Genomic DNA, 24,591 nt, shown 5'->3' with positions numbered 1-24,591 from the left:
AGGACGCCCGCGCCCTTGGATGCTCTGCTGACCCTCACCGTGCTCGCGGTGTTCACCGTGTTGCTCTTCGACTACACCAACGGCTTTCACGATGCCGCCAACGTGGTGGCCACGGTGATCGCCTCGCGGGCGATGTCGCCGGCGCAGGCCGTGGCCCTGGTGGCGGTGTTCGAGTTCCTCGGCCCCCTGCTCGGCGGTACCGCGGTGGCCAATACCATAGGCGGCTTCGTCGACCTGTCCGCGCTGCCGGTGCAGGTGTCGCTGGGCGTGCTGCTCGCCGGCCTGTTGGGCGCGATCGGCTGGAACCTGCTGACCTGGTGGTGGGGCATCCCCTCGTCGTCCTCGCACGCCCTGGTGGGCGGGCTGGCCGGCGCGGTGATCGCCGCCGCCGGCCCGGCGCACGTGGTGTGGGGCTTCGGCTCCTGGCTGGAAGGCGGGCCGCTCACCGGGGTGGCCAAGGTGGTGCTGGCGCTGCTGCTCTCGCCGCTGCTGGGTTTTGCGGTCGGCTACCTCATCCACCGCCTGCTCGGCCTGCTGTTCCGCGCCGCGCGCCCGGCGCTGAACCGCCGCCTGCGCGGCGCGCAGTTCGTCACCACCGCCGGGCTGGCCTTCTCGCACGGCGCCAACGACGCGCAGAAGAGCATGGGCATCCTCACCCTGGTGCTGGTGCTCGGCGGCTTCATCCCCGCCTTCGAAGTGCCGCTGTGGGTGATGCTGGCCTGCGCCACGGCGATGACCCTGGGCATCCTCTCCGGTGGCTGGCGCATCGTGCGCACGCTGGGATTCGCGGTGTACAAGGTGCGTCCGCTGCACGCACTGGATTCCCAGCTCACCTCGGCGGCGGTCATCCTGTCCGCCTCGTTCGCCGGCGCGCCGGTGTCCACCAGCCACGTGGTGGCCAGCTCCATCATGGGCATCGGCGCCTCGGAGCATCCGCGCCGGGTGCGCTGGTCCAAGGCGGGCGAGATCGTCGCCACCTGGGCGATCACCATCCCGGCGTCGGCCGCAGCCGGCGCCGGCCTGTTGCTGCTGCTGCGTCCCCTGTTCGACTGAGAGCCTTCGCCATGAGCGACAAACCGCCATCCATCGTCCATCGCATTCTCGCGCGGGTCTTTCCCAAGGCGCCCGACTTCCACCAGCTGCTCACCGAGCAGGCCGACCAGGTGGTGCACACCGTGACCCTGCTGGTGCGCTTCATGGAGACTGCCGATCCGGCGACCGCCAAGCAGATCAAGAAGGACGAGCACGCCGCCGACACCCTCAAGGTGCGCAACATCCACACGCTCAACGAGGCCTTCTCCACGCCCTTCGACCGCGAGGACATCTACCGCGCGATCATGGACCTGGACGAGGTGGTGAACTACTGCAAGAGCACGGTGAACGAGATGGACGTGCTCGGCGTCGGCCCCGACGTCTATACCCACGACATGGCACGCTGCCTGCACGAGGGGGTGGTGGCGCTGGCGGCCGGTTTCGCGCGGCTCAAGGCCACGCCGCCGGCCGCGGCGGGCGACGCCGACCTGGCGCGCAAGGCCGAGCGGCGGGTGGAGAAGCTCTACCGCCGCGCCCTGGCCGATCTGTTCCAGGGCGAGGACTACCTCAACATGTTCAAGCGCCGCGAGATCTACCGCCACCTGTCGAACGCCGCCGACCGCATGGCGCATTGCGCCAACACCCTGCACGACATCGTGGTGAAGAGCGCCTGAGGCGCGCGGCTCAGCCGCCTTCGAGCAGGGCGCGCACCGAGCCGAGCAGGGCGTCGGCCTCGGCGTGCCCGTTGCGCGAGTCGCGCAAGGCCAGGTGCCAGCGAGCGATGGCCGCCCGCAGCGTATGCGCGCAACTGGCCTGCTCGATCACCAGATGAACCTCCTGTGCCAGCAGGCCGAGGTGGCGGCGGGCGCTGTCCTTCATCAGCGCGCGGATGGCTTCCAGACGCTCGCCGGGCAGCGCCACGGGCGCCGGCTCGGCCATCGCCGATGCGTTGAGGACAGGCTCCGTACTTGCGCCGTTTGCCTGATCTGCGCTGACCACCAGACCCAGGGCGCGTAGCGTGGCGAGCAGTTCCGCCAGGGTTTCCCGGCCGATGAGCGCCGCCAGTTCGCCGTCGCTGCGGCGGCCGTCGACCAGCACCAGCAGCTGGCGCTGGCGCGGGCTCAGATCGGCGTTGCGGCTGGCGAGTTCCGCGCGGCCGGCGGCGGTCTTGCGGTGGACCGTGGACGCTTCGAATGCGGGGCTGCGGGCCGTCATGGCGGGCGGCTTCCTGCGGGATGACGAAGGCGTGAATCTGCACCGCCTGCATTACAGCCGTTTGACCGCCGCGAATGCCGCTTGCGGTCGGCGTCCGTGCCACCCCAACGCTACCCGCATGTCTTCCGAATATGCGAAACGGCTCTACCGCGGGCCGCTTCCCGAATGCCGGCACGGATTTCCGGCCTTGTTAGGTCGTGCTCGAGTCTTTATTTTAAAAAGGCGGGGCCGTGCGCCACACGTGCGCGGACCCCCGTTTCACGTTCCCGAAAACGACAAGTGAGGTTCCCATGGCAGAGGAACGGGATTACATGCGACCCGATGGCGAGGTCAATCCCATCGATACCGACTATCAGATCGGTCAGGACAACATCGTTGTCAACGTCGGCCCCTTCGGGCTCGACATCCACAACCGGGTATTCGCCATTTCCGGCCTGGCGGTGGTCGCCTTCGTGGCGCTCACCCTGATGTTCCAGAACCAGGTCGAGCCGCTGTTCAGCGGCCTGCGCGGATGGCTGACCGGCAATCTGGACTGGTTCTTCATCGGCGCCGGCAACATCTTCGTGCTGGTCTGCCTGGGTCTGGCGATCTCGCCGCTCGGGCGGGTGCGCCTGGGCGGCACCGAGGCCAAGCCGGACTATTCCTACCTCGGCTGGTTCTCCATGCTGTTCGCCGCCGGCATGGGCATCGGGCTGATGTTCTTCGGCGTGTCCGAGCCGCTGTCGCACTTCGGCAGCGCCTTCGGCGGCACCGCCATGGAGAACGGCGTGCGTACCGACTGGGCGCCGCTGGGCGCCGCCGCGGGCGATGCGGAAGGCGCCACCCGCCTGGCCATGGCGGCCACCATCTACCACTGGGCGCTGCATCCCTGGGCGATCTACGCGGTGCTGGCCCTCGGCCTGGCGCTGTTCTCCTTCAACAAGGGCCTGCCGCTGACCATCCGCTCGGTGTTCTATCCGCTGCTCGGCGAGCGCGTGTGGGGCTGGCCGGGGCACGTCGTGGACATCCTCGCGGTGTTCGCCACCCTGTTCGGCCTGGCCACCTCGCTCGGGCTGGGCGCCTCGCAGGCCAGCTCCGGCCTCAACCACCTGTTCGGCGTGCCGCTGGGCGACACCACGCAGATCGTGCTGGTCATCGTCATCACCGCGATCGCGCTGGTGTCGGTGGTGGCCGGCCTGGACGCCGGGGTCAAGCGCCTGTCCGAGATCAACATGGTGCTGGCCCTGCTGCTGCTGGCGTTCGTCATCGCCGTGGGCCCGACCCTGGCGATCCTGACCGGTTTCTTCGATAACCTGGGCGCCTACCTGCAGTACCTGCCGGCGCTGGCCAACCCGGTCGGGCGCGAGGACGCCAACTTTGCCCAGGGCTGGACCGCCTTCTACTGGGCCTGGTGGATCTCGTGGTCACCCTTCGTCGGCATGTTCATCGCCCGGGTGTCGCGCGGGCGCACGGTGCGCGAGTTCATCATCTCGGTGCTGATCGTGCCTTCGCTGGCCTGCGTGCTGTGGATGACGGTGTTCGGCGAGACGGCGATCAGCCAGTTCGTGAAGGACGGCTACAAGGCTGCGGTGGAGGCCGATCTGCCGCTGCAGCTCTTTGCCATGCTCGAGGTCCTGCCGCTGTCGCAGATCACTTCCTTCGTGGCCATCGTGCTGGTGGTGGTGTTCTTCGTCACCTCCTCGGACTCCGGTTCGCTGGTGATCGACGTCATCTCCGCCGGCGGCAAGGTCGATGCGCCCTTGCCGCAGCGCGTGTTCTGGTGCACCTTCGAAGGCCTGGTGGCGATCGCGCTCATCCTCGGCGGTGGCCTGGTGGCACTGCAGGCGATGGCGGTGTCCACCGGCTTCCCCTTCACCATCGTGCTGCTGATGTCGGCGGTGGCGGTGGTCAAGGGCCTGGCCTCGGAGCCGCGCGCCGTCTGACGCAGGCGCCCGGCACAATCCAGGGGGCGGGCGCTCGTGCCGGGCGGCCCGCCCCTTGTACTTCTTGACCATGGATGGCCCGATGCAGGTCGAACAGCTCGAGATCCTCGATTTCCTGCGCGCCCACGCGCCCTTCGGCGAACTGCCCGAGGACACCTTGCAGCGCGTGGCCGCAGCGGTGGATGTGCGCTACTTCAAGGCCGGCAGTCGCATCCTCGAGTTCGGCCAGGCGGCCGAGGCGTGGTTCGTGGTGCGCAGCGGCGCGGTGGAGATCTACCGGCGCAACGGCACCTTGTACAACCGCCTCACCGAGGGCGGCTACTTCGGCGAATTCGGCCTGCTGCGCAACAAGCGGGTGCGCTTTCCGGCCGCGGCCATCGAGGACACCCTGCTCTACCTGATCCCCGAGCCGGTGTTCACCGAACTGTTCGAGAGCAACGAGCAGTTCGCCGACTATGTCGAGATCGAGGACCGCTCGCGCCTGCGCCAGGTGTTGTCGCGCCGCGAGGATGCCAACCAGCTGATGACCGCCAAGGTCGACACCCTGGTGAGTCGCGCGGCGGTGATGCTGGACCGTGAGGCCAGCGCGGCGGATGCCGCCCGCCACATGACGGCCGAGGGTGTGTCCTCGCTGCTGATCACCGCCGGTGACGACGAGGGTGAGCCCGACGGCGCGGTGCCGCGCATCGTCGGCATCATCACCGACCGCGACCTGCGCACCCGCCTGCTCGCCGAAGGCCTGCCCTACGACACTGCGGTGAGCGAGATCATGTCCGCCGGGCTGGTCACCGTGGAGCACAACCAGCTGGTGTTCGAAGCCATGCTGCGCATGCTGCGCAACAACGTGCACCACCTGCCGGTGCTCAGGCACGGCCGCCCGCTGGGGGTGATCGCGCTGTCCGACATCATCCACTACGAGTCGCGCAACAGCCTGTTCGTGGTGGGCAACATCTTCCGCCAGAGCAGTGTGGACGACCTCGCCGCGCTCACCGGCGACGTGCGTGCCTGCTTCACCCGCATGGTGGGCGAGGACGCCAACTCGCGCATGATAGGCGCGGCCATGGCGGTGATCGGGCGCAGCTTCAAGCAACGCCTGCTGGAACTGGCCGAAGCCGAACTCGGCCCGCCGCCGGTGCCCTACTGTTTCCTCGCGCTGGGCTCGATGGCGCGCCAGGAACAGCTCATCGTCACCGACCAGGACAACGCGCTGATCCTCGACAACAGTTTCGACCCGGCGCGCCACGACGACTACTTCAAGGCCCTCGCCACCATCGTCTGCGACGGCCTGGCGCGCTGCGGCTACAGCTACTGCACCGGCGGGGTGATGGCCACCAACCCGAAGTGGCGCCAGCCGCTCAGGGTTTGGGAAGGCTATTTCACCGACTGGATCGAGCGCCCCACGCCGCAGGGCCTGCTCGACAGCGGCATCTTCTTCGACCTCGACGGCGTGTGGGGCGAGACCGGCTGGGCCGACGGGCTGCGCCGCCTGGTCGCGCGCAAGGCCAAGGCCAGCCCGCGCTTCCTCGCCTGCATGGCGCGCAACGCCCTGCTGCGCACCCCGCCGCTGGGCTTCTTCAAGGATTTCGTGATGGAATCCGACGGCCGCCACACCAACACCATCAACATGAAGCGCCGCGGCACCGCGCCGCTGGCCGACCTGGTGCGGGTGCATGCGCTGGCGGTGGGCTCGCGCGCCCGCAACTCCTTCGAGCGCCTGCGCGACATCATCGACGCCGACATCCTGCCGCGCGGTCGCGGCCAGGACCTGCACGACGCGCTGGAATTCATCTCCATGGTGCGCATCCGCCACCAGGCCGAGGACCTCGCCGCCGGGCGCGAGCCGGACAACAGCATCGAGCCGGAGAACCTCTCGGAGTTCGAGCGCAAGAGCCTGCGCGACGCCTTCCAGATCCTCGCCAACGCGCAGTCCTTCCTCAAATACCGCTACCAGCCCGGACGGGCGAACTGAGGGCGCGGCGATGCTGCATCTGGGGCCGCTGAAGGACGTGCAGGGCGAGGCCGGCGAGGACGATGTCCACGCCGTGCCCGACTGGCCGGCGCGTTTCGCCGAACTGGCCGCCAGCGCACGTGATGCGCGCCTGCGCGCCTTCTACGCCGCCGGCCTGCCCGCCGGCGACACCCCGCTGGGCGAGGTGCCGATGGTGGCGCTGGACGTGGAAACCACCGGCCTGGACCCGCGGCGCGACGAGATCGTCAGCGTCGGCGTGGTGCCCATGGACCTGGAGCGCATCCGCTCCAGCGCCTCTCGCCACTGGGTGGTGCGCCCGCGCCGCGTGCTCGATGCCGAATCGGTGACCCTGCACGGCATCACCCACTCGCAGGTGGCGGCGGCGCCGGATCTGGGTGAGGTGCTGGGCGAGCTGCTGGACGCGCTCGCCGGCCGCATCGTGGTGGTGCATTGCCGGGCGATCGAGCGCGGCTTCCTCGCCGCCGCGCTGCGCGAGCGCATCGGCGAGGCGCTGGCGTTTGCCGCCATCGACACCATGGAACTGGAAGCGCGGGTGCACCGACAGCGCAAGCGGGGCTGGTGGGCGCGGCTCTTCGACCGCAGCCCGCAGCTGTCGATCCGCCTGGCCGACGCGCGGGCGCGCTACGGCCTGCCGCGCTACCGCCCGCACCACGCGCTGAGCGATGCGCTGGCTACCGCTGAGTTGCTGCAGGCCCAGGTGGCCCACCGCTACACGGTGGACACGCCGCTCGCCGAGTTGTGGCGATAGCGCCGCACAGAAGGCATCACGGCTGTCCGTAGGAGCGGCCTTGGCCGCGATGCGGCGTTCGTTCTTCCGCGGATCGCATCGCGGCCAAGGCCGCTCCTACAAGGTTCAGGCCAGCCCTTGGCTGGAGAGGTATTCCTCGTAGGTGCCGCGGTAGTCGATGATGCTGCCGTCGAGCTTGATCTCGACGATGCGGGTGGCCAGCGAGGACACGAACTCGCGGTCGTGGGAGACGAACACCAGGGTGCCGGCGAACTTCTCCAGGCCGCTGTTGAGCGACTCGATGGATTCCATGTCGAGGTGGTTGGTCGGCTCGTCCATCAGCAGCACGTTGGGGCGCGACAGCATCAGCTTGCCGAACAGCATGCGACCCTGCTCGCCGCCGGAGATCACGTTGACCGACTTCTTCACTTCGTCGCCAGAGAACAGCAGGCGGCCCAGGGTGCCGCGCAGCAGGGTCTCGTTGTCCTCGCCGGTGGCCGCGGCGGTGATGCGCGAGTATTCCGCGATCCAGTCGGTCAGGCTCTCGGTGCCGGCGAACTCGGCCGAGTGATCCTGCGCGTAGTAGCCCAGCTTGGCCTTCTCGGCCCACTTGACGTGGCCCTTCTGCGGGGTCAGCTCACCCATCAGCAGCTTGATCAGCGTGGTCTTGCCGACGCCGTTCTCACCGATGATCGCCACCTTGTCGCCGGCGTCGATGGCCATGCTGAACTTGTTGATCAGCGGCTTCTCCATGCCCTCGTAGGCGAAGCTGAGGCCGTCGATCTCGCAGGCCAGGCGGTGCAGCTTGTCCTTCTCGTCGTAGTCGAAGCGGATCCACGGGTACTGGCGGCTGGAGGGCTTGACGTCCTCGGGCTTGAGCTTGTCGATCAGCTTCAGGCGGCTGGTGGCCTGCTTGGCCTTGGACTTGTTGGCCGAGAAGCGGCGCACGAAGGCCTGCAGTTCCTGGATCTTGTCCTTGGCCCGGGCGTTGGCGGCCGACTGGCGCTCGCGCGCCATCGTCGACGCTTCCATGTAGTCGTCGTAGTTGCCGGCGTACACGGTGATCGTGCCGTAGTCCAGGTCCGCCATGTGGGTGCACACCTGGTTCAGGAAGTGGCGGTCGTGGGAGATGATCACCATGGTGGAGTTGCGCTCGTTGAGCACGTCTTCCAGCCAGCGGATGGTGTTGATGTCCAGGTTGTTGGTCGGTTCGTCGAGCAGCAGGATGTCCGGGTTGGCGAACAGCGCCTGGCACAGCAGCACGCGCAGCTTCCAGCCCGGGGCGACGTTCTTCATCGGCCCGTTGTGCAGCTCGGTGCCGATGCCCACGCCCAGCAGCAGCTCGCCGGCGCGGGCTTCCGCGGTGTAGCCGTCGTACTCGCCGACCTTGCCTTCCAGCTCGGCGGCGCGCATGTAGTCGTCTTCGCTGGCTTCCGGGTTGGCGTAGATCGCGTCGCGTTCCTGGATGGCGGTCCACAGTTCCTCATGGCCCATCATCACCACGTCGAGCACGCGCTGGTCCTCATACGCGAACTGGTCCTGGCGCAGGTAGGCCATGCGCTCGTTCACGTCCTTGGAGACGTTGCCGGCCGAGGGCTCCAGGATGCCGCACAGGATCTTCATGAAGGTCGACTTGCCGGCCCCGTTGGCGCCGATCAGGCCGTAGCGGTTGCCCTCGCCGAACTTGACGGAGACGTTCTCGAACAGGGGCTTGGCCCCGAACTGCATGGTGATGTTGGCGGCGACGAGCACGGCGGATCCTGATGTCCAGATAAAACAAAGCCTTGCATTGTAGCGCAAGGCGTGCTTGCCAGCCGGGTATTGTGCGTTGCGGCAGGGCTTATGGTGTGTAGGAGCGGCCGTGCTTATCTGGAACGCCGCAACGCGGCCAAGGCCGCTCCTGCGGGCGGGTGGTTGTGAACGCGCCCTACAACCACTTCTGCAGGAACAGCGCCTGGCCGGCCGCGGGGTCGAGCTGGTAGGGGGCGAAGCCGGCGCGCGCGTAGGCGGCCAGCGCGGGGTGGTTGTTGGACAGCACTTCCAGCGTGAGCTTGCAGCAGCCGCGCGCGCGCGCCGCCGTCTCGGCCGCCGCCAGCAGGGCCTGGCCGACGCCCTGGCCGCGGTGGCCGGCGTGCACCGCGATGTCGTGCACATTGAGCAAGGGCCGGGCGGCGAAGGTGGAGAAACCTTCAAAACAGTTGATCAGGCCGACCGGCGTGTACCCGGCGAAGGCGAGGAAGGAGACAAAGCCCGGATGTTCGGCGAGCCGCGCCGGCAGGGCCTGCTTGACCTCGTCGGCGAGGCCTTCGCCACCGCCCATCGGGTCGCGCGCGTAGTGGTCGAGCAGGGCGACGAAGGCCTCGGCGTGGGCGGGCTCGCGCAGCTCGGTGGGCACGACCTGCAGTGGCGGGCGGCGCTCAGGCATCGGCCACCACGCAGCGGTTGCGGCCGTCGTGCTTGGCCCGGTAGAGGGCGTCGTCGGCGCGGTTGACCAGGCGCTGGTAGTCCGGGTGGCCGTCGTGCAGGGCCAGGCCGATGCTGGTGGTGACCTGCAGTTGCTGGCCGTTGGGAAGCAGGAAGTGCTCTTTCTCGACCCGGCTGCGGATCTTCTCCGCCACCCGCTTGGCGTGTTGTTGGTCGACCTCCACCAGCAGCACCAGGAACTCCTCGCCGCCGTAGCGGAACACGAAATCCCCCGAGCGCACGGTGTTGAGCAGCAGGCTGGCCATCTGCTGCAGCACGCGGTCGCCGGCCTCGTGACCGTGGCGGTCGTTGATGTGCTTGAAGTGGTCCACGTCGACCAGCAGCAGCGCGAAGGGCTTGCCCTGGCTGCGGCTGATGTCCGCCTCGCGGCTCAGGATCGCGGGCAGGAAGCGGCGGTTGAGCAGCTGGGTGAGCGCGTCCTTGCCGGATTCCAGGTCGACGAAGCGCTCGAACATTGCGCCGACGAGGAACTTGAGCTGGCCCAGTTCCGCCTGCACCGCCTTGGTGAGCCGGCGCAGCTCCTCGCGGTCCGGCCCGCCGAGCTGGGCCTGGCAGAGCGGGATCAGGTTGTCGTCCACGGTGCGGATGGCCTCGCGGATGGTCGGCAGCTCGGAGGAACCCTCGAAGATCGCGGTGGCCTTGTGGTGCAGCCACAGGCCGAAGGAGGAATCGGCCAGGCTCTGCAGCTCGTCGCCCGCGGCGCCGGCCATCATCTCCTGCAGGAAGCGGTTCTCCCAGTCGAGCAGCGCGGACCGCTGGCGTTCGCGCTCCAGCGACATGTTCTGGCCGTAGGAAAACACCCGGTAGGCCTCGTCGATGCGCGCGGCGCGCTCGTGCGAGGCGACGTAGGCCGAGCTCATCTCCTCGAAGGCCAGGTCGATCAGGTTGTCGGCATACAGCACGGCGTCGATCAGCGCCTCGCCGTCCAGCCCGGCTTCGAGCAGGCGGCGGGCGATCTCGCCCTTGAGCACGCGGGCGCCGCGCGCAACGATGTTCACCGGCAGTTCGATGCGCGCATGCACTTCGCCCACATGGCGCTGCATGGCCATGGCGGCGGCGAACTGGTCGCGGTCGGTGCAGGAGAACAGGGTCTCCAGCCAGCGCTGCATGGACTGCCGCAGGCGGGTTTCCACCGCCTCGTGGGTGAGGAAGGGGCGTGCGTCGAGGTCGCTCATCATCCGCGCGTAGAAGGCCACCGCCATGCTCTCGCGGTGGGTGAGGACGACCTCGCGCAGCGCGCTGCGGGTCGCCTCCGGGACGCCGTCGAACAGGATGAGCCAGTCCGCTTCCAGGGTGCCGTTGTGATGCATGCGCAGATCCATCGGGAGTAAAAGGCGATTTTGCCACGAGTGGCGCTCAAAACGGGGAATGCGGCGCCGCGGTATGCTATGTCTCAAGACATAATCATGCAGATCTGGCGGTGGGCCGGCGAGGCGCCTTCGCCAGGCTGCGGAACGGGTGACGGCCCTTCCCGCAGCGACGAGAAGCGCATCCATTGCGCCGATTTGAGAGAGTGCCGCCATGCTGACGCCCAACCTCCCGGAAGACCAGCTTCAGTCCCGCCCGCGCGGGACAGCCGGCTGCGCGGACGAGGAGCGCCTGCGCCTGATCCAGCAGGCCACCGGCGTCGGCACCTGGGACTGGGACATTCCTGGCGACCGGGTGGTCTGGGACGATGCCTGCTGGGCCATGCTGGGCTATGCGCCGCGCGAGCAGGCCCTGTCCTACGAGCAGTGGAAGGCGCTGGTCCATCCCGTCGACCTGCGCGCCATCGAGCCGGTCGTCCAGCAGGAGATCGAGGCGGGCGGCCGTTTCGTGATCGAGTTTCGCTACCTCGACGCCAGCGGCCGCTGGCGCTGGGTGCAGGGGCGCGGCCAGGTGGTCGGCCGGGACGCCGCCGGCGCCCCGCTGCGCATGGTGGGCACCCATACCGACATCCACGAGGCGCGCACCGCGCAGGAAGAGGCTCGTGCGCTGTACGAGCGGCTGAACAAGATCGCCGCCCACGTCCCCGGCGTGGTGTACCAGTACCGCCTGTGGCCGGATGGTCGTTCGGCCTTCCCCTATGCCAGCGAGGGCATGCGCGCCATCTACGGGGTGGCGCCGGAAGCGGTGGCCGAAGATGCCAGCGCGGTGTTCAGCGTGATCCACGAGGACGATCTTGCGCGGGTGGGCGAGAGCATCCGCAGGTCGGCCGAGCGGCTTGCGGTGTGGCGCGACGAGTACCGCGTGCGCCGCCCCGACGGCACATTGATCTGGGTGGAGGGCGAGGCCTCGCCGGAGGCGCTCGAGGACGGCAGCATCCTGTGGCACGGCTACATCCGCGACGTCACCGACCACAAGGCGCTGGCCCTGGCGCAGGCGGCCGACCGCCAGCGCCTGGGCAATATCCTGTGGGGCACCGGGGTGGGCACCTGGGAGTGGAACGTGCAGACCGGCGAGGCCCGTTTCAACGAGCGCTGGGCGGAGATGATCGGCTACAGCCTGGCCGAACTCGCCCCGGTCGGCATCCATACCTGGCAGCGCTTCGCTCATCCGGACGACCTGGCCGCGTCCGCCGAGCGGCTGGCGGAGCACTTCAGCGGCGCTGCCGACACCTACGAATGCGAAGCGCGCATGCATCACCGCGACGGCCACTGGATCTGGGTGCTGGACCGCGGCCGGGTGGTGAGCCGCACTGCCGACGGCCGGCCGGAGTGGATGGCCGGCACCCATCTCGACATCACCGCGCGCAAGACGGCCGAACTGCGCCTGCAGCACCTGGCCCACCACGACCCGCTGACCGGACTGCCGACCCGCAGCCTGCTCGCCGACCGCCTGCACCACGCCATGGCGCAGGCGCATCGGCGCGACGACCTGCTGGCGGTGGCCTATGTCGACCTGGACGGTTTCAAGACGATCAACGACAGCTACGGGCACGAGGCCGGCGACCTGCTGCTCAAGACCGTCGCCAGCCGCATGGTCGGCTGTGTGCGCGAAGGCGATACCGTGGCGCGCATCGGCGGCGACGAGTTCGTCGTGCTGCTCACCGACCTGGCGCAGCGTGCCGATGCCGCGCCGCTGGTCGAGCGTCTGCTCGCGGTGTGCGCCGATCCGGTCGAACTCGGCCTGCAGGTGATGCAGATCTCCTGCAGCATCGGCGTGGTGTTCTTCGGCCACGGCGACCAGATCGGCGTGGATGAGCTGTTGCGCCAGGCCGACCAGGCCATGTACCGCGCCAAGCAGCGCGGCCGCAACCGCTGGGAGGCGGCCTGAGTCAGGCCGCGGCGCGGCGCGTGAGCAGCAGCCCGCACTCCAGGTGGTGGGTGTAGGGGAACTGGTCGAACACCGCGGCGGCGGCGATGCGGTGGGTGGCGGCAAGCGCTTGCGCGTTGTCGCGCAGCGTGAGCGGGTTGCAGGAGATGTAGAGGATGCGCTCGAAGCCGGCGGCGAGCGCCACGGTGGCCGGGTCCAGGCCGCTGCGCGGCGGGTCCACGAACAGCGTGGAGAAGCGGTAGCCGGCCAGGTCCACGCCCGCCATGCGACGGTACTCGCGCCCGCCGGCCATGGCGTCGGACAGTTCCTCGCTGGCCATGCGCACCATGGTGATGTTGTCGGCACCGTTGGCCTCGATGTTGTAGAGCGCCGCGCGCACAGAGGATTTCGACAGCTCGGTGGCCAGCACCCGCCCGAACAGCGGCGCCAGCGCGATGGTGAAGTTGCCGTTGCCGCAGTAGAGCTCCAGCAGGTCGCCGCCCGCATCTGCGGCCTGAGCGCGCGCCCAGCCCAGCATCTTGCGGTTCACTTCGCCATTGGGCTGGGTGAAGCTGCCTTCGACCTGCTGGTAGCGCAGCCGGCGGCCGTCGAGTTCGAATTCTTCCAGCAGCCAGTCGCGCTCCAGCACGATCTTCTGCCCGCGGCTGCGGCCGATGATCTGCGCGCCCAGTGCGGCGGCCAGTTCGCGCGCGGCGGTTTCCCATTCCGGGCCCAGCTTGCGGTGGTAGACCAGGCTCACCATCAGCTCGCCGGAGAGCGTGGCGAGGAACTCGACCTGGAAGATGCGCCGTTTGAGTTCCTCGCTGGCGATCAGCGCCTCGCGCAGGCGCGGCATGGCGCGCGCGATCGGCTCGGCGGCCGGCGGGAAGTCGTCGAGCAGGATGGGCTGCTTGGGGTTGTCGGCGTCGAACATCGCGTAGTCGACTCGTCCGCCGTGGTGCCACAGGCGGAACTCGGCGCGCATGCGGTAGTGGAGCGGCGGGGAGCTGAACACTTCCGGCTCGGGCAAGCCGAGCGGGGCGAAGTCGGCCTTGAAGCGGGCGAGCTTGTCGGCGAGCTGGGCGTCGTAGTGGGCGGGGTCGAAGATGGGCAGGGGCATGGGTGATGGACGGCGGCTTCCACCGAAGCGGGTTACGCGGCGGAGCACCTAAAGTGGAACAACGAAGCGCCCTCCCCTTCAAGGGGGTGAGAGCGGGGTTTCGCGGAGCAGGGCTCCGCGCCGAACGAACGGGCTGGCCATGCAGGGCCAGCACTTCCGGGCCGGGATGGGGTGAGCTCTGAAGCATCTGCAGAAAACCCATCCCCATCCTGTCCTTCCCCTTGAAGGGGAAGGAACCTGCAAATACGGGCTTTACCAGTGTCGCATTAGGGTGCCAGAAAACGGGCGATGAAGCAGGGCGCGGCCGGGTCGACGCCGGCGGGCAGGGCCAGCCAGGCGCGGTGGCCGCTGCCGGGCAGGCGTTCGATGGGGTTGCCGTTGGCGTCCTCGAGACGGTCGACCACGGTTTCGACATTGCCGCCGGGCTGTACGAATTCCAGCCGGTCGCCACGGCCGAAGGCGTTCCTGGCCTCGATCTCGATGCGTCCGCGTGCCGCGTCGAAGCCCGCCAGGTCGCCCACATACAGGCTGCGCCCGGACTCCGAATGGCCGCGCAGGTAGTTCTGGTGGTCCGGGGTGTGGTGGCGCTGGTAGAAGCCGTCGGTGTAGCCACGGTTGGCCAGGCCTTCGAGTTCGCCGAGCAGCGTGGGATCGAAGGCGCGGCCGGCGAGCGCGTCGTCGATCGCGCGGCGGTAGGCCTGGGCGGTGCGCGCCACGTAGTAGGGACTCTTGGTGCGGCCTTCGATCTTCAGTGAATCGACGCCGATCTCCACCAGCCGCTGGACGTGCTCGATGGCGCGCAGGTCGCGCGAGTTGAGGATGTAGGTGCCGTGTTCGTCCTCTTCGGCCGGCATCAGCTCGCCCGGCCGGCTGCCTTCTTCCAGCAGCCATACCTTGCTGCCGCCCAGGTGGCGCGGCCCGCCGCCCAGCGCCGCGCCGCTGCGGGTGGCGGTGCCGACGGTGCCGAAGTCGGTGGGATTGCCGAGCGGCGCGCCGCCGCAGGCGTGCACGTCGCCGGCGGCGTTCTCATCCGCTTCATGCAGCTTGTAGTCCCAGCGGCAGGAATTGGTGCAGCTGCCCTGGTTGGGGTCGCGGTGGTTGAAGTAGCCGGAGAGCAGGCAGCGTCCGGAATAGGCGATGCACAGCGCGCCGTGCACGAAGACCTCAAGCTCCATGTCCGGGCAGGCGTCGCGGATTTCGGCCACCTCGTCGAGCGACAGTTCGCGCGACAGGATGATGCGTTTCACCCCCACCGACTGCCAGAAGCGCACCGATGCCCAGTTGGTGGTGTTGGCCTGCACCGACAGATGCACCGGCAGCTCGGGCCAGCGCTCGCGCACCATCATGATCAGCCCGGGGTCGGCCATGATCAGCGCGTCGGGCGCCAGCGCCACCACCTCTTCCATGTCCTGCAGGTAGGTGCGCAGCTTGGCGTTGTGCGGGACGATGTTGCTGACCAGGTAGAAGGCCTTGCCCGCGGCGTGGGCCTCGCGGATACCGGCGGCCAGGGTGTCCAGCCGCCCGAAGTCGTTGTTGCGCACGCGCAGCGAGTAGCGCGGCTGGCCGGCATACACCGCGTCCGCGCCAAAGGCGAAGGCGGTGCGCATCATGGCCAGCGAGCCGGCGGGGGCGAGTAGTTCCGGGCGTTTCATGGGGGAAGGGCGGGGGCAGGGGGCGCGATTCTACCGCGCCCACGGCTTCAGGCTTCCGGGAAGCGCCTGCGGAAGCCGTCCGGCACGCCGGCCACCTTGCGCGCACCGTAGTCGAAGAACACGATGCCGGTCTTGCCGCGCGCCACCTCGCGGCCGCTGTCGCGCTCGCTCATGCGCCACACCAGGTCGCAGCCGTACTTGCCGAACTCGCGCGCGGCCATCTCCACCCGCATGGTTTCGCCGTGGAAGGCTTCCGACTTGTACTGCAGCGCGGCGTCCGCAACGATGATGCCCAGGCCCTCGACGTCCAGCTCGCCGTAGCCCATGGACTTGAGCCAGCGCACCCGGGCTTCCGAGACCACGGTGAGCAGCAGGGCGTTGTCGAGGTGGCCGCCGTAGTTCATGTGGCTCAGGTAGAGCTGGATCTCGGTGGCGAAGGCGAAGTGCTCGGGCAGGTCGATGTGGATGCGGGCCATGAGGGGGCGGGCTTGTGTGGTGGGGGAAAGGGGCATATCTTCCGCGCTCCTGCGCCTGCTTGTCCAATCCCGTCCGCCGATGACCGTACCCTCCGCACCGCCCGGCCTCGGCCCGAAGGATGTCGCCACCTTCGGCCAGGTGTTCACCCCGGACGCGGTGGTGCGCGCCATGCTCGCGCTGCGCCGGCGCGCCGGCCGGGTGCTGGAGCCGTCCTGCGGCGACGGTGCCTTCCTGCGCCGGCTGCCGGGCGCGGTGGGCATCGAGATGGACGCCGCGCATTGCCCGCCGGGTGCGCTCAACATGGACTTCTTCGCCTACCCGGACAGCGAGAAGTTCGACACCATCATCGGCAACCCGCCCTATGTGCGTTTCCAGGACATCCTGCCGCAGACCCGCCGGCGGCTCGCCTCGGCGCATTTCGACGGACGCTCCAATCTCTACCTGTTCTTCATCGAGAAGTGTCTGCGCCACCTCGCCCCGGGCGGCGAGCTGATCTTCATCACCCCGCGCGACTTCCTCAAGGCCACCTCCGCGGTGCGCCTGAACCGGCTGCTGTACGAAGCGGGCAGCATCACCCACGCCATCGAGCTGGGCGACGCGCGGGTGTTCGACGGTGCCATCCCCAACTGCCTGATCTGGCGCTTCGAGAAGGGCCGCGTCGAGCGCTCGATGCAGGTGGCCGAACTGGGTGTCGGTGACGACCTGGCGGCCCTGCTGGCCGCGCCACCCTGGCAGGAGCGCCACTTCGTCGAGGCCGGCGGCCACCTGATGTTCGCCCGCGGCGACTACCCCTTGCACCTGGGCGACGTGGCCATGGTCAAGGTGGGGGCGGTGTCCGGCGCGGACGACCTGTATGCCGACCCGGTGCACGGCAACCGCGACTTCGTCTGCTCGGCCACCGTGGCCAGCGGCGAGACCCGGCGGATGATCTGGGTGGCGCCGGACGATCCGCCGCCGCCGGTCCTGCTGCCGCACAAGGCACGCCTGATCGCGCGCAAGGTGCAGAGATTCGACGAGCGCAACTGGTGGCACTGGGGGCGCGGCTATCATCAGAGCGCCCGCCCGCGGGTCTATGTGAACGGCAAGACGCGGCGTCCGGCACCGTTCTTCGTGCATGACTGTCCACACTACGACGGCGCCGTGCTGGCGGTCTTCCCGCATCGCGCCGACATCGACCTGGCCGCCTTCCGCGACGCGCTCAACGCGGTGGACTGGGCCGATCTCGGCTTTGTGTGCGACGGCCGCTTCCTGTTCACCCAGCGCAGCCTGGCGAATGCGCCGCTGCCCGAGGAGTTCCGCCGCTTCCTGCCCGAAAAGGGGTGAAAGTGGCCGCGGGGCCTTGGTGTAACATTCGCCGAAAACAATTGTCGCAGTGCACCCGCCCGCGGCGTCCTTCCCGAGAGCAGCCTCCATGGTTCCCCATCTCACCACCGCACTGACCGGCCCCCTCCTGGAGCTGGAAAAGACCTTCCTCGACAAGGCCACCGACATCGAGCAGTGGATGCGCGTGCAGTGGCAGGACCACCTGCCGCCCTTCTACGGCTCCACCGACCTGCGCAACAGCGGCTTCAAGCTCGCGCCGGTGGACCTCAACCTCTTCCCCGGCGGCTTCAACAATCTCAACGACGCCTTCATGCCGCTGTGCGTGCAGGCGGCGCAGTCGGCCATCGAGCGCATCTGCCCGGACGCGCGCAGCCTGCTGCTGATCCCCGAAAACCACACCCGCAACCAGTTCTACCTGCAGAACGTCGCCAAGCTGGTGTCCATCCTGCGGCTGACCGGGCTCAACGTGCGCATCGGCTCGCTGCTGCCGGACATCGCCGAGCCCACCGTGCTGGAACTGGCCAACGGCGCCACGCTCACCCTGGAGCCCCTGCAGCGCAAGGGCGGGCGCCTAGGCCTGGACGGTTTCGACCCCTGCGCGGTACTGCTCAACAACGACCTGTCCGGCGGCGTGCCGGCGGTGCTGCAGGGCCTGGAAGACCAGTGGCTGATCCCGCCGCTGCACGCCGGCTGGCATGCGCGCCGCAAGTCGAAGCACGCCGAGTGCTATGACCGCGTGGCGCGCGAGTTCGCCACCGCCATCGGCATCGACCCCTGGCGCATCAACCCCGAGTTCGGTGTGTGCGGGCAGATCAACTTCCAGGAGCGCACCGGCGAGGAATGCCTAGCTGCGCAGGTGGATGCGCTGCTCACCCGCATCCGCGACAAGTACAAGGAATACGGCGTCACCGACGAACCTTTCGTGGTGGTCAAGGCCGATGCCGGCACCTACGGCATGGGCGTGATGACGGTCAAGGACGCCTCCGAGGTGGTCGGCCTCAACCGCCGCCAGCGCAACAAGATGGCGGTGGTCAAGGAAGGCCTGGAGGTGCACGAAGTGATCATCCAGGAAGGCGTGCACACCTTCGAGACCGTGGAAGGCGCGGTCGCCGAGCCGGTCGTCTACATGATGGACCACTACGTGGTGGGCGGTTTCTACCGGGTGCACACCGAGCGCGGGCGCGACGAGAACCTCAACGCCCCGGGCATGCACTTCAAGCCGCTGGCCTTCGAGACCTGCTGCACGCTGCCCGATACCGCCCAGGGCCCGGATGCGCCGCCCAACCGCTTCTACGCCTACGGCGTGGTGGCGCGCCTGGCGCTGCTCGCCGCCTCGGTGGAGATCGAGGAGACCGCGCCGGCCGCCGATATCGTCGAACTGGCGGCGCTGGGTTGAGGCCATGAGCAAGAGCCTGCGCCTGGCCTTCATCCTCGACCCGCTCGCCGCGCTGAAGCCCTACAAGGATTCCAGCATCGCCATGATGCGCGCGGCCGCCGCCCGCGGCCACGAGATCTGGACCATCCAGCGCGAGGCGCTGGCCTGGCGCGATGCGCGGGTGCATGCCCGTGCCTTGCGCATCGTCCCGCAAGCCGGCGAGCAGCACTGGTACCAGGCCGGCGACTGGGCGAGCGTCGCCCTGCACGAGTTCGACGTGGTGGTGATGCGCCAGGACCCGCCCTTCGATTTCGAGTACGTCACCGCCACCTGGCTGCTGGAGCGCGCCGCCGCGCACGGCGCGCGGGTGTTCAACGAACCGCGGGCGATCCGCGACCATTCCGAGAAGCTGGCGATCACCGAGTTCGCGCAGTTCACCGCCACCACCCTGGTGGCGCGCGATGCGGCCGAGATCAACGCCTTCATCGACGAACTGGGCGACGTGGTCCTGAAGCCGCTCGACGGCATGGGCGGCAGCCAGATCTTCCGGGTGCGCGCGGACGACCCCAACCGCAACGTCATCCTCGAGACCCTCACCCACGAGGGGGCGCGCACCATCATGGCCCAGCGCTACCTGCCGGCCATCAGCGAAGGCGACAAGCGGGTGCTGATCATCGGCGGCGAGGTCGTGCCCTATGCCCTGGCGCGCATCCCCAAGGCCGGCGAGACGCGCGGCAACCTGGCCGCCGGCGGGCGCGGGGTGGCGATGCCGCTCACCGAGCGCGAACGCGAGATCGCCGGGACGCTCGCCCCGGTGCTGTGGGCGCGCGGGCTGATGGTCGTGGGCCTGGACGTGATCGGCGGCCACCTCACCGAGGTCAACGTCACCAGCCCCACCTGCTTCGTCGAGATCACCGCGCAGACCGGCTTCGACGTGCCGGCGCTGTTCGTCGACAAGCTGGAAGAGGCCTGCGCATGACCCTGCTGGCCCCGTGGCGCCGCCTGCGCGCGGCGCTGTTGCTGTTCGTCTGCGCGCTGGCGCTCGGCGGCTGCGCGCGCAACGAGGTGCATCGCCAGGAAGCCTATGTGTTCGGCACCCGGGTGGACGTGTCGGTATACGGCGACGACCCGGCCGAGGCGCGCCGCGTGATGGACGCAGTGCTGCGCGAGTTCGACCGCCTGCACGCCGCCTACCACGCCTGGCAGCCCTCCGAACTCACCCGCCTGAACGAGGCCCTGGCCCGCGGCGAGAGCATGGAGGTGTCCGAGGAGCTCGCCAGCCTGCTGCGCGATGCGCAGGCGATGGCGGCCACCGGCGACGAACTCTTCGACCCCGCGCTCGGCCGCCTGATCGCGCTGTGGGGCTTCCACAAGGACGAGTTCGCCCCGGTGGTGCCCGACCCCGCCGAGCTACAGGCGGTGATCGACGCGGCTCCGCGCATGGCCGATCTCGTCATCGACGGACGTACCGTGTCCTCGCGCAATCCCATGGTGCAGATCGACCTCGGCGGCTACGCCAAGGGCTACGCGCTCGACCGCGCCGCGGCCATCCTGCGCGAGATGGGCATCGCCAACGCGCTGGTGAACATCGGCGGCAACGTCATCGCCCTGGGCGCCAAGGGCGAGCAGCCCTGGCGCATCGGCATCCAGCACCCGCGCGAACCGCGCCCGCTCGCCACCCTGCCGCTCTACGACGGCGAGGCGGTCGGCACCTCGGGCGACTACCAGCGCTACTTCGAAATCGACGGCGAGCGCTACATCCACCTGCTCGACCCGCGTACCGGGCATCCGGCGCGCGGCACCCAGGCGCTGACCATCCTGGTGACCCCGCGCCCCAAGGCCGGCACCCTGTCCGACGGCCCCAGCAAGCCGGCCTTCATCGCCGGCGACGACTGGCGCGATTACACCCGCCGTTTCGGCATCGACCACGCCCTGCGGGTGGCCGCCGACGGCCGGGTGGAAGTCACCCGCGCCCTGCGCGCGCGCCTGCAATGGGTGCCGGGCAGCCAGGCCGACGCGGTGGTCGACTGAGCGAGCGTCCCCGGCCGGCGACCGGGGGCCAGAACTTTGTCCGCGGCGGCGCGCTCTCAAGCGCATGCGCCCGCTCCGCCGCCTCCTGCTCCCCTGCATTGCCGTTGCCGTGCTGGCCGGCTGCGGGCTGCGCTTCACCTACGGCCAGCTCGACTGGCTGATCCCCTGGTACCTGCGCGACTACGTCACCCTGCAGCCGGCGCAGCGCAGCGAACTGGACCGCCGGCTCACCGGCCTGCTGGACTGGCACTGCCGCGCCCACCTGCCGGACTACGCCCGCCTGCTGCGCGACCTGGGGCTTGCCGTGCAGGCCGGGCCGGTGTCGGCCGCGACGCTGGATGCCTTCGTGCGCCGTGGCGAGGGCCTGTGGGACGAGCTGATGCGGACGCTGACGCCGGAGGCGGCGGCCCTGTTCGCCTCGCTCGACGATGTCCAGCGTGCCGAGCTGGCTGCGGCCTTCGAGCGCCGCAATGCCGAGACGCGCGAGGAGTTCCTCGAAGGCAGCGCCGCAGAGTTGCGCGAGCGGCGCATCGAACGCATGGAGAAGCGCCTGCGGCGCTGGTTCGGTCCGCTCGACGAGCCGCAGCGCGCGCGCATCGCGCAGTGGAACGACGCGCTCGCGCCGACCGGCGAGGACTGGCTGGCACAGCGCATCGCCTGGCAGCAAAGCCTGCTCGGCGCCCTCGATGCGCGCAGCGCGCCGGCGGCCTTCGAGCGCGAGCTGGAGGGGCTGCTGCGCACGCCCGAGCAGCGCTGGCCGGCGGACTATCGCGCCCGGGTGGCGCACAACCGTGCGCAGACGCTCGCCCTGCTCGCCGATCTGACCAACGGCGCCAGCGCGCGTCAGCGTGCTCATCTGCTTGAGGAACTGGCGGAACTGGCCGGCCAGTTCGAGCGCCTGGTCTGCACACCAAGCTCCGTCCCCGCGTAGGAGCGGCCTTGGCCGCGATGCGGTGTTCATTTTCGCGCAGGCCGCATCGCGGGCAAGCCCGCTCCTACCGCCGCGCCGCGTCGGTGTAGCATCCACCGTCCGGCTCCGCGGCCGCGCCCCCCCGACAACAACAACGAGAACCCTCCCCATGCCCCCGAAGACCCAGCTCGACCGTACCGCCGTCGGCCTGATGGTGCTGTTCTGCACCATCTGGGGCCTGCAGCAGGTGGCCATCAAGTTCGGCAGCGCCGGCATTTCGCCGGTGTGGCAGGCCGGCCTGCGCTCGATAGGCGCCACCGTGCTGGTGTTCGCCTGGGCCAGCTTGCGCCGGGTGCGGCTGTTCGAGGCCGACGGCACCCTGGGCGCGGGCCTGCTCGCCGGGCTGCTGTTCGCCGGCGAGTTCGCGCTGATCTTCCTCGGCCTGGAATACACCACCGCTTCGCGCGGGGTGATCTTCCTGTACACCGCACCCTTCTTCGTCGCCCTCGGCGCGGTCTGGCTGCTGCCGCACGAGCACATGCGCCGCGCCCAGTGGGCCGGCATGGCGCTGGCCTTCGCCGGCGTGCTGGTGCTGTTCGGCGAGAACCTGTTCGGCCCGGAGGGCGATGCGTGGATCGGCGACCTGCTGATCTTCCTGGCGGCGATGTTCTGGGCGGCGACCACGCTCACCGTCAAGGCCACGGTGCTGGCGCGCGCCAGCGCCGAGAAGATGCTGATCTACCAGCTGGCGGTGTCCGCGCTGGTGCTGCCGCCGCTGTCGCTCGTGCTCGGCGAGCCCGGCGTGTTCGCGCCCTCGGCCGCGGTGTGGGCCAGCCTCGCCTTCCAGGTGGTCATCGTCGCCACGGCCAGCTACCTTGGCTGGTTCTGGCTGATCCGCCACTACCCGGCCACCCGGCTGAGTTCCTTCTCCTTCCTCACCCCGGTGCTCGGCGTGCTGGCCGGCGGCATCCTGCTCGCCGAGCCGCTCACCCCGGCGGTGTTCGCCGCGCTCGGCCTGGTCGGTCTGGGCATCTGGATCGCCAACCGCCCGGCGCCCGCCGCCCGCTGATTCCCGCGCATTGTCTTGTAGGAGCGGCCTTGGCCGCGATGCGGCGCCCGTTGTCCTGCAGTCCGCATCGCGGCCAAGGCCGCTCCTACACGGCGCCGGCGCTCTCCACCACCCAGTCGGCAAAGCGTTCGACCTCCGGGCGCATCGGCCGCGGCGCCGGCACCAGCCAGAAGCCGCGTCCCGGCATTGCCACTTGCCGCGCCCCCACCGGCATCAGCCGGCCGTCCTCGATCAGCGGGTCGATCAGCACCGCCCGGCCGATGGCCAGGCCGTGCCCGGTGGCGGCCGCGTGGATCAGCTGGTCGTAATGCGAGAAGCCGATGCGCGCGCGCGGGCGCACGCCGTCCAGGCCGATGGCCGCCAGCCAGTGCTCCCAGCCCAGCCACGGATAACCGGGTTCGTCGTAGTCGAGCAGGGTGAGCTGCGGCAGGGTCTCGGCGGTGAGTTCCAGCCCGGCGGCGATGGACGGATGGCCGACCGGCAGCACCGTCTCGCCGAACAGCTTGATCGCCCGCGGCGGGGCGTCGTGGTCGGCGCAGTAGCGCAGCGCCAGGTCGATGTCCTCGCGGGCGAGGTCCACGATGCGGTTGCCGGCGGCGATGCGCACCTCGGTGGCCGGATGGCGCTGCTGGAACTCGCGCAGGCGGGGCACCAGCCACAGCGCCGAGATGCCGATCGACGCGGTCACCGTGACCGGGCGCTCGCCGGGCTGGCGCAGGGCGTCGGCCAGGCGGCCATACTCGGCCAGCCAGCCTTCCGCCGCGGCGGCCAGGCGTGCGCCCTCGGCGGTGAGTTGCAGGCTGCGCACCCCGCGCACGAACAGCGCCACGCCCAGCGCACCCTCCAGCGTCTGCACCTGGCGGCTGATGGCCGACTGGGTCAGGCACAGTTCGTCGGCCGCGCGGGTGAAGGACAGATGGCGCGCGGCGGCGACGAAGCCGCGCAGCGGATCGAGCGGGGGAAGTTGCAGTAGCGTGCTATGCATGCGTGTGGCGCATCCATTGAATGCGAAATGACCGTTTGTTGGCAGCCTAGTGGATGACGATACTGCATGCAAGGCAGTCGGTCCGGGCATCTGTAGACCCACGGCGACGGCCTGTTGGATGCAGGAGGTCTGATCATGGACACGCACTATGGCATCACCACCCGGCAACTCGCGCCCCGCGCCACGCAGATGCTGACCGATGCGGCGGGCACCGAACTGATCTGCCGCCGCGGCTGCGTGTGGATCACCCAGTACGGCGACGACCGCGACATCGTCCTGCAGGCCGGGCAGTCCTACGTGCTCGACCTTCCCACCGCGGTGGTGATGAGCAGCTGCCACGGCGCGGAGCTGACCCTGCGCGCGGCGCTGCCGGCACCGCGCCGGGGCTGGCTGGCACGGCTTGCAGGCTGGCTGGATCCCCGCGGCGGCAGCGCGGTCACACGGGAGTTGGCCGAACGCCTGGGCCGTCTGCCGGGCGCGGCCGTGGAGCGCAGCATCCGTCCGCATTGACGAGGCCGGACCGCCCGAGGCCGGGCGGTCCGCAGCAGTATCGACTGGAGACATCCATGCATGAATCGCATTCGACGCCGTCCGAACGTGCCGTCGCCCTCGCCACCGAGTTCCTGACCCGCGTCTGGGGTCCCGCCCACGACCTCGAGGCGATCGACGAGCTGATGACCGAGGACTACCGCATCTGGTCGGGCGGCGCGCTGGTAGCCGGTCGCGAGCCGTTCAAGGAATGGGTGCGCCAGTTCCAGGCCATCTACGGCGACGCGCACACGGAGATCCGCGAGACCTTTGCCAATGCAGCCGGCGACCGGGTGGTCTCGCGCTGGTACAACACCGGTGTGAACAAGGGCATCTTCGGCCTGCCGCCGGACGGCCGGCCGGTATCATTCACCGGGATTGCCATCTGGCGGGTCGAAGGGGGGCGCCTGGCCGAATGCTGGGTCGAGCGTGCCGCCCTGGAAAGCTACCGGAGTCTGACCGAATGACACTTTCCCGTCCTGCCTGCGACGCCCGGAGCGGCGACACTTGTTCAGCT

Annotated in this window: 22 protein-coding genes; 14 read left to right on the top strand and 8 right to left on the bottom strand. The window is 69.4% G+C overall.

Annotation, left to right across the window (positions count from 1 at the left end):
* The first annotated feature begins 15 nt into the window (after positions 1 to 15).
* Both IAI53_RS12690 and IAI53_RS12685 read left to right on the top strand, forming a co-directional pair.
* Entirely contained in the window at positions 16 to 1,053 is a 1,038-nt protein-coding gene (locus tag IAI53_RS12690; RefSeq protein ID WP_225433312.1) for an inorganic phosphate transporter, read from the top strand.
* A gap of 11 nt (positions 1,054 to 1,064) precedes the next feature.
* On the top strand, positions 1,065 to 1,706 hold the full coding sequence (locus IAI53_RS12685) for a DUF47 domain-containing protein (protein ID WP_187718553.1): 642 nt from the start codon (positions 1,065 to 1,067) through the stop codon (positions 1,704 to 1,706).
* 10 nt (positions 1,707 to 1,716) lie between these two features.
* Here IAI53_RS12685 and IAI53_RS12680 read toward each other — a convergent pair whose 3' ends face one another.
* On the bottom strand, positions 1,717 to 2,247 hold the full coding sequence (locus IAI53_RS12680; protein ID WP_187718552.1) for a hypothetical protein: 531 nt from the start codon (positions 2,245 to 2,247) through the stop codon (positions 1,717 to 1,719).
* A gap of 311 nt (positions 2,248 to 2,558) precedes the next feature.
* Between IAI53_RS12680 and IAI53_RS12675 the strand changes: the two genes are divergently transcribed.
* The 3 genes from IAI53_RS12675 (at position 2,559) to IAI53_RS12665 (ending at position 6,907) form a co-directional block, all read left to right on the top strand.
* Positions 2,559 to 4,169 (top strand): BCCT family transporter, encoded by a 1,611-nt coding sequence (locus IAI53_RS12675; RefSeq protein WP_225433311.1) that lies wholly within the window; start codon positions 2,559 to 2,561, stop codon positions 4,167 to 4,169.
* Between the two features lie 82 nt (positions 4,170 to 4,251).
* Entirely contained in the window at positions 4,252 to 6,138 is a 1,887-nt protein-coding gene (locus IAI53_RS12670) for a DUF294 nucleotidyltransferase-like domain-containing protein (RefSeq protein WP_187718550.1), read from the top strand.
* A 10-nt stretch (positions 6,139 to 6,148) separates the two neighbouring features.
* On the top strand, positions 6,149 to 6,907 hold the full coding sequence (locus IAI53_RS12665) for a 3'-5' exonuclease (protein ID WP_187718549.1): 759 nt from the start codon (positions 6,149 to 6,151) through the stop codon (positions 6,905 to 6,907).
* A 105-nt stretch (positions 6,908 to 7,012) separates the two neighbouring features.
* Here IAI53_RS12665 and IAI53_RS12660 read toward each other — a convergent pair whose 3' ends face one another.
* The 3 genes from IAI53_RS12660 to IAI53_RS12650 form a co-directional block, all read right to left on the bottom strand.
* Positions 7,013 to 8,638 carry an ABC-F family ATPase gene (locus tag IAI53_RS12660; protein WP_187718548.1) on the bottom strand — a complete coding sequence of 542 codons (1,626 nt, stop codon included), beginning with the start codon at positions 8,636 to 8,638 and terminating at the stop codon, positions 7,013 to 7,015.
* A gap of 175 nt (positions 8,639 to 8,813) precedes the next feature.
* The gene (locus tag IAI53_RS12655; RefSeq protein ID WP_187718547.1) at positions 8,814 to 9,311 is read right to left on the bottom strand and encodes a GNAT family N-acetyltransferase; all 498 of its coding nucleotides are present in this window, start codon (positions 9,309 to 9,311) and stop codon (positions 8,814 to 8,816) included.
* A complete protein-coding gene (locus IAI53_RS12650; protein WP_225433310.1) occupies positions 9,304 to 10,680 on the bottom strand; it encodes a diguanylate cyclase in 1,377 nt (458 codons plus the stop codon). The genes IAI53_RS12655 and IAI53_RS12650 overlap by 8 nt, the downstream gene beginning before the upstream one ends.
* A 211-nt stretch (positions 10,681 to 10,891) precedes the next feature.
* Here IAI53_RS12650 and IAI53_RS12645 point away from each other — a divergent pair, with 211 nt between their 5' ends.
* Positions 10,892 to 12,625 (top strand): sensor domain-containing protein, encoded by a 1,734-nt coding sequence (locus IAI53_RS12645; protein ID WP_187718545.1) that lies wholly within the window; start codon positions 10,892 to 10,894, stop codon positions 12,623 to 12,625.
* 1 nt (position 12,626) lies between these two features.
* Here IAI53_RS12645 and trmA read toward each other — a convergent pair whose 3' ends face one another.
* The 3 genes from trmA to IAI53_RS12630 form a co-directional block, all read right to left on the bottom strand.
* The gene (trmA, locus tag IAI53_RS12640) at positions 12,627 to 13,724 is read right to left on the bottom strand and encodes a tRNA (uridine(54)-C5)-methyltransferase TrmA (protein WP_187718544.1); all 1,098 of its coding nucleotides are present in this window, start codon (positions 13,722 to 13,724) and stop codon (positions 12,627 to 12,629) included.
* Positions 13,725 to 13,990: 266 nt separating this feature from the next.
* Positions 13,991 to 15,376, bottom strand: coding sequence for a prephenate-dependent tRNA uridine(34) hydroxylase TrhP (gene trhP, locus IAI53_RS12635; protein ID WP_187718543.1), 1,386 nt, complete (start codon positions 15,374 to 15,376; stop codon positions 13,991 to 13,993).
* Between the two features lie 47 nt (positions 15,377 to 15,423).
* Positions 15,424 to 15,852 carry an acyl-CoA thioesterase gene (locus IAI53_RS12630; protein ID WP_187718542.1) on the bottom strand — a complete coding sequence of 143 codons (429 nt, stop codon included), beginning with the start codon at positions 15,850 to 15,852 and terminating at the stop codon, positions 15,424 to 15,426.
* Between the two features lie 79 nt (positions 15,853 to 15,931).
* On the opposite strand from IAI53_RS12630, the gene IAI53_RS12625 reads away from it, so the two are divergent.
* The 6 genes from IAI53_RS12625 to IAI53_RS12600 all read left to right on the top strand — a co-directional run bounded on the left by IAI53_RS12625 (position 15,932) and on the right by IAI53_RS12600 (position 22,561).
* On the top strand, positions 15,932 to 17,176 hold the full coding sequence (locus tag IAI53_RS12625) for an Eco57I restriction-modification methylase domain-containing protein (RefSeq protein ID WP_187718541.1): 1,245 nt from the start codon (positions 15,932 to 15,934) through the stop codon (positions 17,174 to 17,176).
* An 88-nt stretch (positions 17,177 to 17,264) separates the two neighbouring features.
* A complete protein-coding gene (gene gshA / locus IAI53_RS12620) occupies positions 17,265 to 18,572 on the top strand; it encodes a glutamate--cysteine ligase (protein WP_187718540.1) in 1,308 nt (435 codons plus the stop codon).
* Between the two features lie 4 nt (positions 18,573 to 18,576).
* Positions 18,577 to 19,530, top strand: coding sequence for a glutathione synthase (gshB, locus tag IAI53_RS12615; protein WP_187718539.1), 954 nt, complete (start codon positions 18,577 to 18,579; stop codon positions 19,528 to 19,530).
* Complete coding sequence (locus IAI53_RS12610; RefSeq protein ID WP_187718538.1) at positions 19,527 to 20,582, top strand: FAD:protein FMN transferase; 1,056 nt, start codon at positions 19,527 to 19,529, stop codon at positions 20,580 to 20,582. Before gshB ends, IAI53_RS12610 begins: the two co-directional genes overlap by 4 nt.
* Positions 20,583 to 20,646: 64 nt before the next feature.
* Positions 20,647 to 21,513 (top strand): DUF6279 family lipoprotein, encoded by an 867-nt coding sequence (locus IAI53_RS12605; protein ID WP_187718537.1) that lies wholly within the window; start codon positions 20,647 to 20,649, stop codon positions 21,511 to 21,513.
* Between the two features lie 148 nt (positions 21,514 to 21,661).
* A complete protein-coding gene (locus IAI53_RS12600) occupies positions 21,662 to 22,561 on the top strand; it encodes a DMT family transporter (protein ID WP_187718536.1) in 900 nt (299 codons plus the stop codon).
* A gap of 85 nt (positions 22,562 to 22,646) precedes the next feature.
* On the opposite strand, the gene IAI53_RS12595 is transcribed toward IAI53_RS12600, so the two are convergent.
* The gene (locus tag IAI53_RS12595; RefSeq protein WP_187718535.1) at positions 22,647 to 23,546 is read right to left on the bottom strand and encodes a LysR substrate-binding domain-containing protein; all 900 of its coding nucleotides are present in this window, start codon (positions 23,544 to 23,546) and stop codon (positions 22,647 to 22,649) included.
* A gap of 135 nt (positions 23,547 to 23,681) precedes the next feature.
* On the opposite strand from IAI53_RS12595, the gene IAI53_RS12590 reads away from it, so the two are divergent.
* The gene (locus tag IAI53_RS12590; RefSeq protein ID WP_187718534.1) at positions 23,682 to 24,056 is read left to right on the top strand and encodes a DUF2917 domain-containing protein; all 375 of its coding nucleotides are present in this window, start codon (positions 23,682 to 23,684) and stop codon (positions 24,054 to 24,056) included.
* 56 nt (positions 24,057 to 24,112) lie between these two features.
* Complete coding sequence (locus tag IAI53_RS12585; RefSeq protein WP_187718533.1) at positions 24,113 to 24,541, top strand: ester cyclase; 429 nt, start codon at positions 24,113 to 24,115, stop codon at positions 24,539 to 24,541.
* Positions 24,542 to 24,591: the final 50 nt, after the last annotated feature.

Origin of the sequence: Thauera sedimentorum (genome assembly GCF_014489115.1) — a bacterium.
GTDB classification, from domain to species: Bacteria; Pseudomonadota; Gammaproteobacteria; order Burkholderiales; family Rhodocyclaceae; genus Pseudothauera; species Pseudothauera sedimentorum.
Note: the sequence above shows the minus strand (reverse complement) of the source record. Positions and strands in the feature narration are given on the sequence as shown.

Bases quoted from the DNA above. Each gene is read 5' to 3' on its own strand.
- IAI53_RS12685 (WP_187718553.1), top strand. From the start codon at position 1,065: ATGAGCGACAAACCGCCATCCATCGTCCATCGCATTCTCGCGCGGGTC.
- IAI53_RS12680 (WP_187718552.1), bottom strand. From the start codon at position 2,247: ATGACGGCCCGCAGCCCCGCATTCGAAGCGTCCACGGTCCACCGCAAG.
- IAI53_RS12675 (WP_225433311.1), top strand. From the start codon at position 2,559: ATGCGACCCGATGGCGAGGTCAATCCCATCGATACCGACTATCAGATC.
- IAI53_RS12670 (WP_187718550.1), top strand. From the start codon at position 4,252: ATGCAGGTCGAACAGCTCGAGATCCTCGATTTCCTGCGCGCCCACGCG.
- IAI53_RS12665 (WP_187718549.1), top strand. From the start codon at position 6,149: ATGCTGCATCTGGGGCCGCTGAAGGACGTGCAGGGCGAGGCCGGCGAG.
- IAI53_RS12655 (WP_187718547.1), bottom strand. From the start codon at position 9,311: ATGCCTGAGCGCCGCCCGCCACTGCAGGTCGTGCCCACCGAGCTGCGC.
- IAI53_RS12650 (WP_225433310.1), bottom strand. From the start codon at position 10,680: ATGCATCACAACGGCACCCTGGAAGCGGACTGGCTCATCCTGTTCGAC.
- IAI53_RS12645 (WP_187718545.1), top strand. From the start codon at position 10,892: ATGCTGACGCCCAACCTCCCGGAAGACCAGCTTCAGTCCCGCCCGCGC.
- trmA (WP_187718544.1), bottom strand. From the start codon at position 13,724: ATGCCCCTGCCCATCTTCGACCCCGCCCACTACGACGCCCAGCTCGCC.
- trhP (WP_187718543.1), bottom strand. From the start codon at position 15,376: ATGAAACGCCCGGAACTACTCGCCCCCGCCGGCTCGCTGGCCATGATG.
- IAI53_RS12630 (WP_187718542.1), bottom strand. From the start codon at position 15,852: ATGGCCCGCATCCACATCGACCTGCCCGAGCACTTCGCCTTCGCCACC.
- IAI53_RS12625 (WP_187718541.1), top strand. From the start codon at position 15,932: ATGACCGTACCCTCCGCACCGCCCGGCCTCGGCCCGAAGGATGTCGCC.
- gshA (WP_187718540.1), top strand. From the start codon at position 17,265: ATGGTTCCCCATCTCACCACCGCACTGACCGGCCCCCTCCTGGAGCTG.
- gshB (WP_187718539.1), top strand. From the start codon at position 18,577: ATGAGCAAGAGCCTGCGCCTGGCCTTCATCCTCGACCCGCTCGCCGCG.
- IAI53_RS12610 (WP_187718538.1), top strand. From the start codon at position 19,527: ATGACCCTGCTGGCCCCGTGGCGCCGCCTGCGCGCGGCGCTGTTGCTG.
- IAI53_RS12605 (WP_187718537.1), top strand. From the start codon at position 20,647: ATGCGCCCGCTCCGCCGCCTCCTGCTCCCCTGCATTGCCGTTGCCGTG.
- IAI53_RS12600 (WP_187718536.1), top strand. From the start codon at position 21,662: ATGCCCCCGAAGACCCAGCTCGACCGTACCGCCGTCGGCCTGATGGTG.
- IAI53_RS12595 (WP_187718535.1), bottom strand. From the start codon at position 23,546: ATGCATAGCACGCTACTGCAACTTCCCCCGCTCGATCCGCTGCGCGGC.
- IAI53_RS12590 (WP_187718534.1), top strand. From the start codon at position 23,682: ATGGACACGCACTATGGCATCACCACCCGGCAACTCGCGCCCCGCGCC.
- IAI53_RS12585 (WP_187718533.1), top strand. From the start codon at position 24,113: ATGCATGAATCGCATTCGACGCCGTCCGAACGTGCCGTCGCCCTCGCC.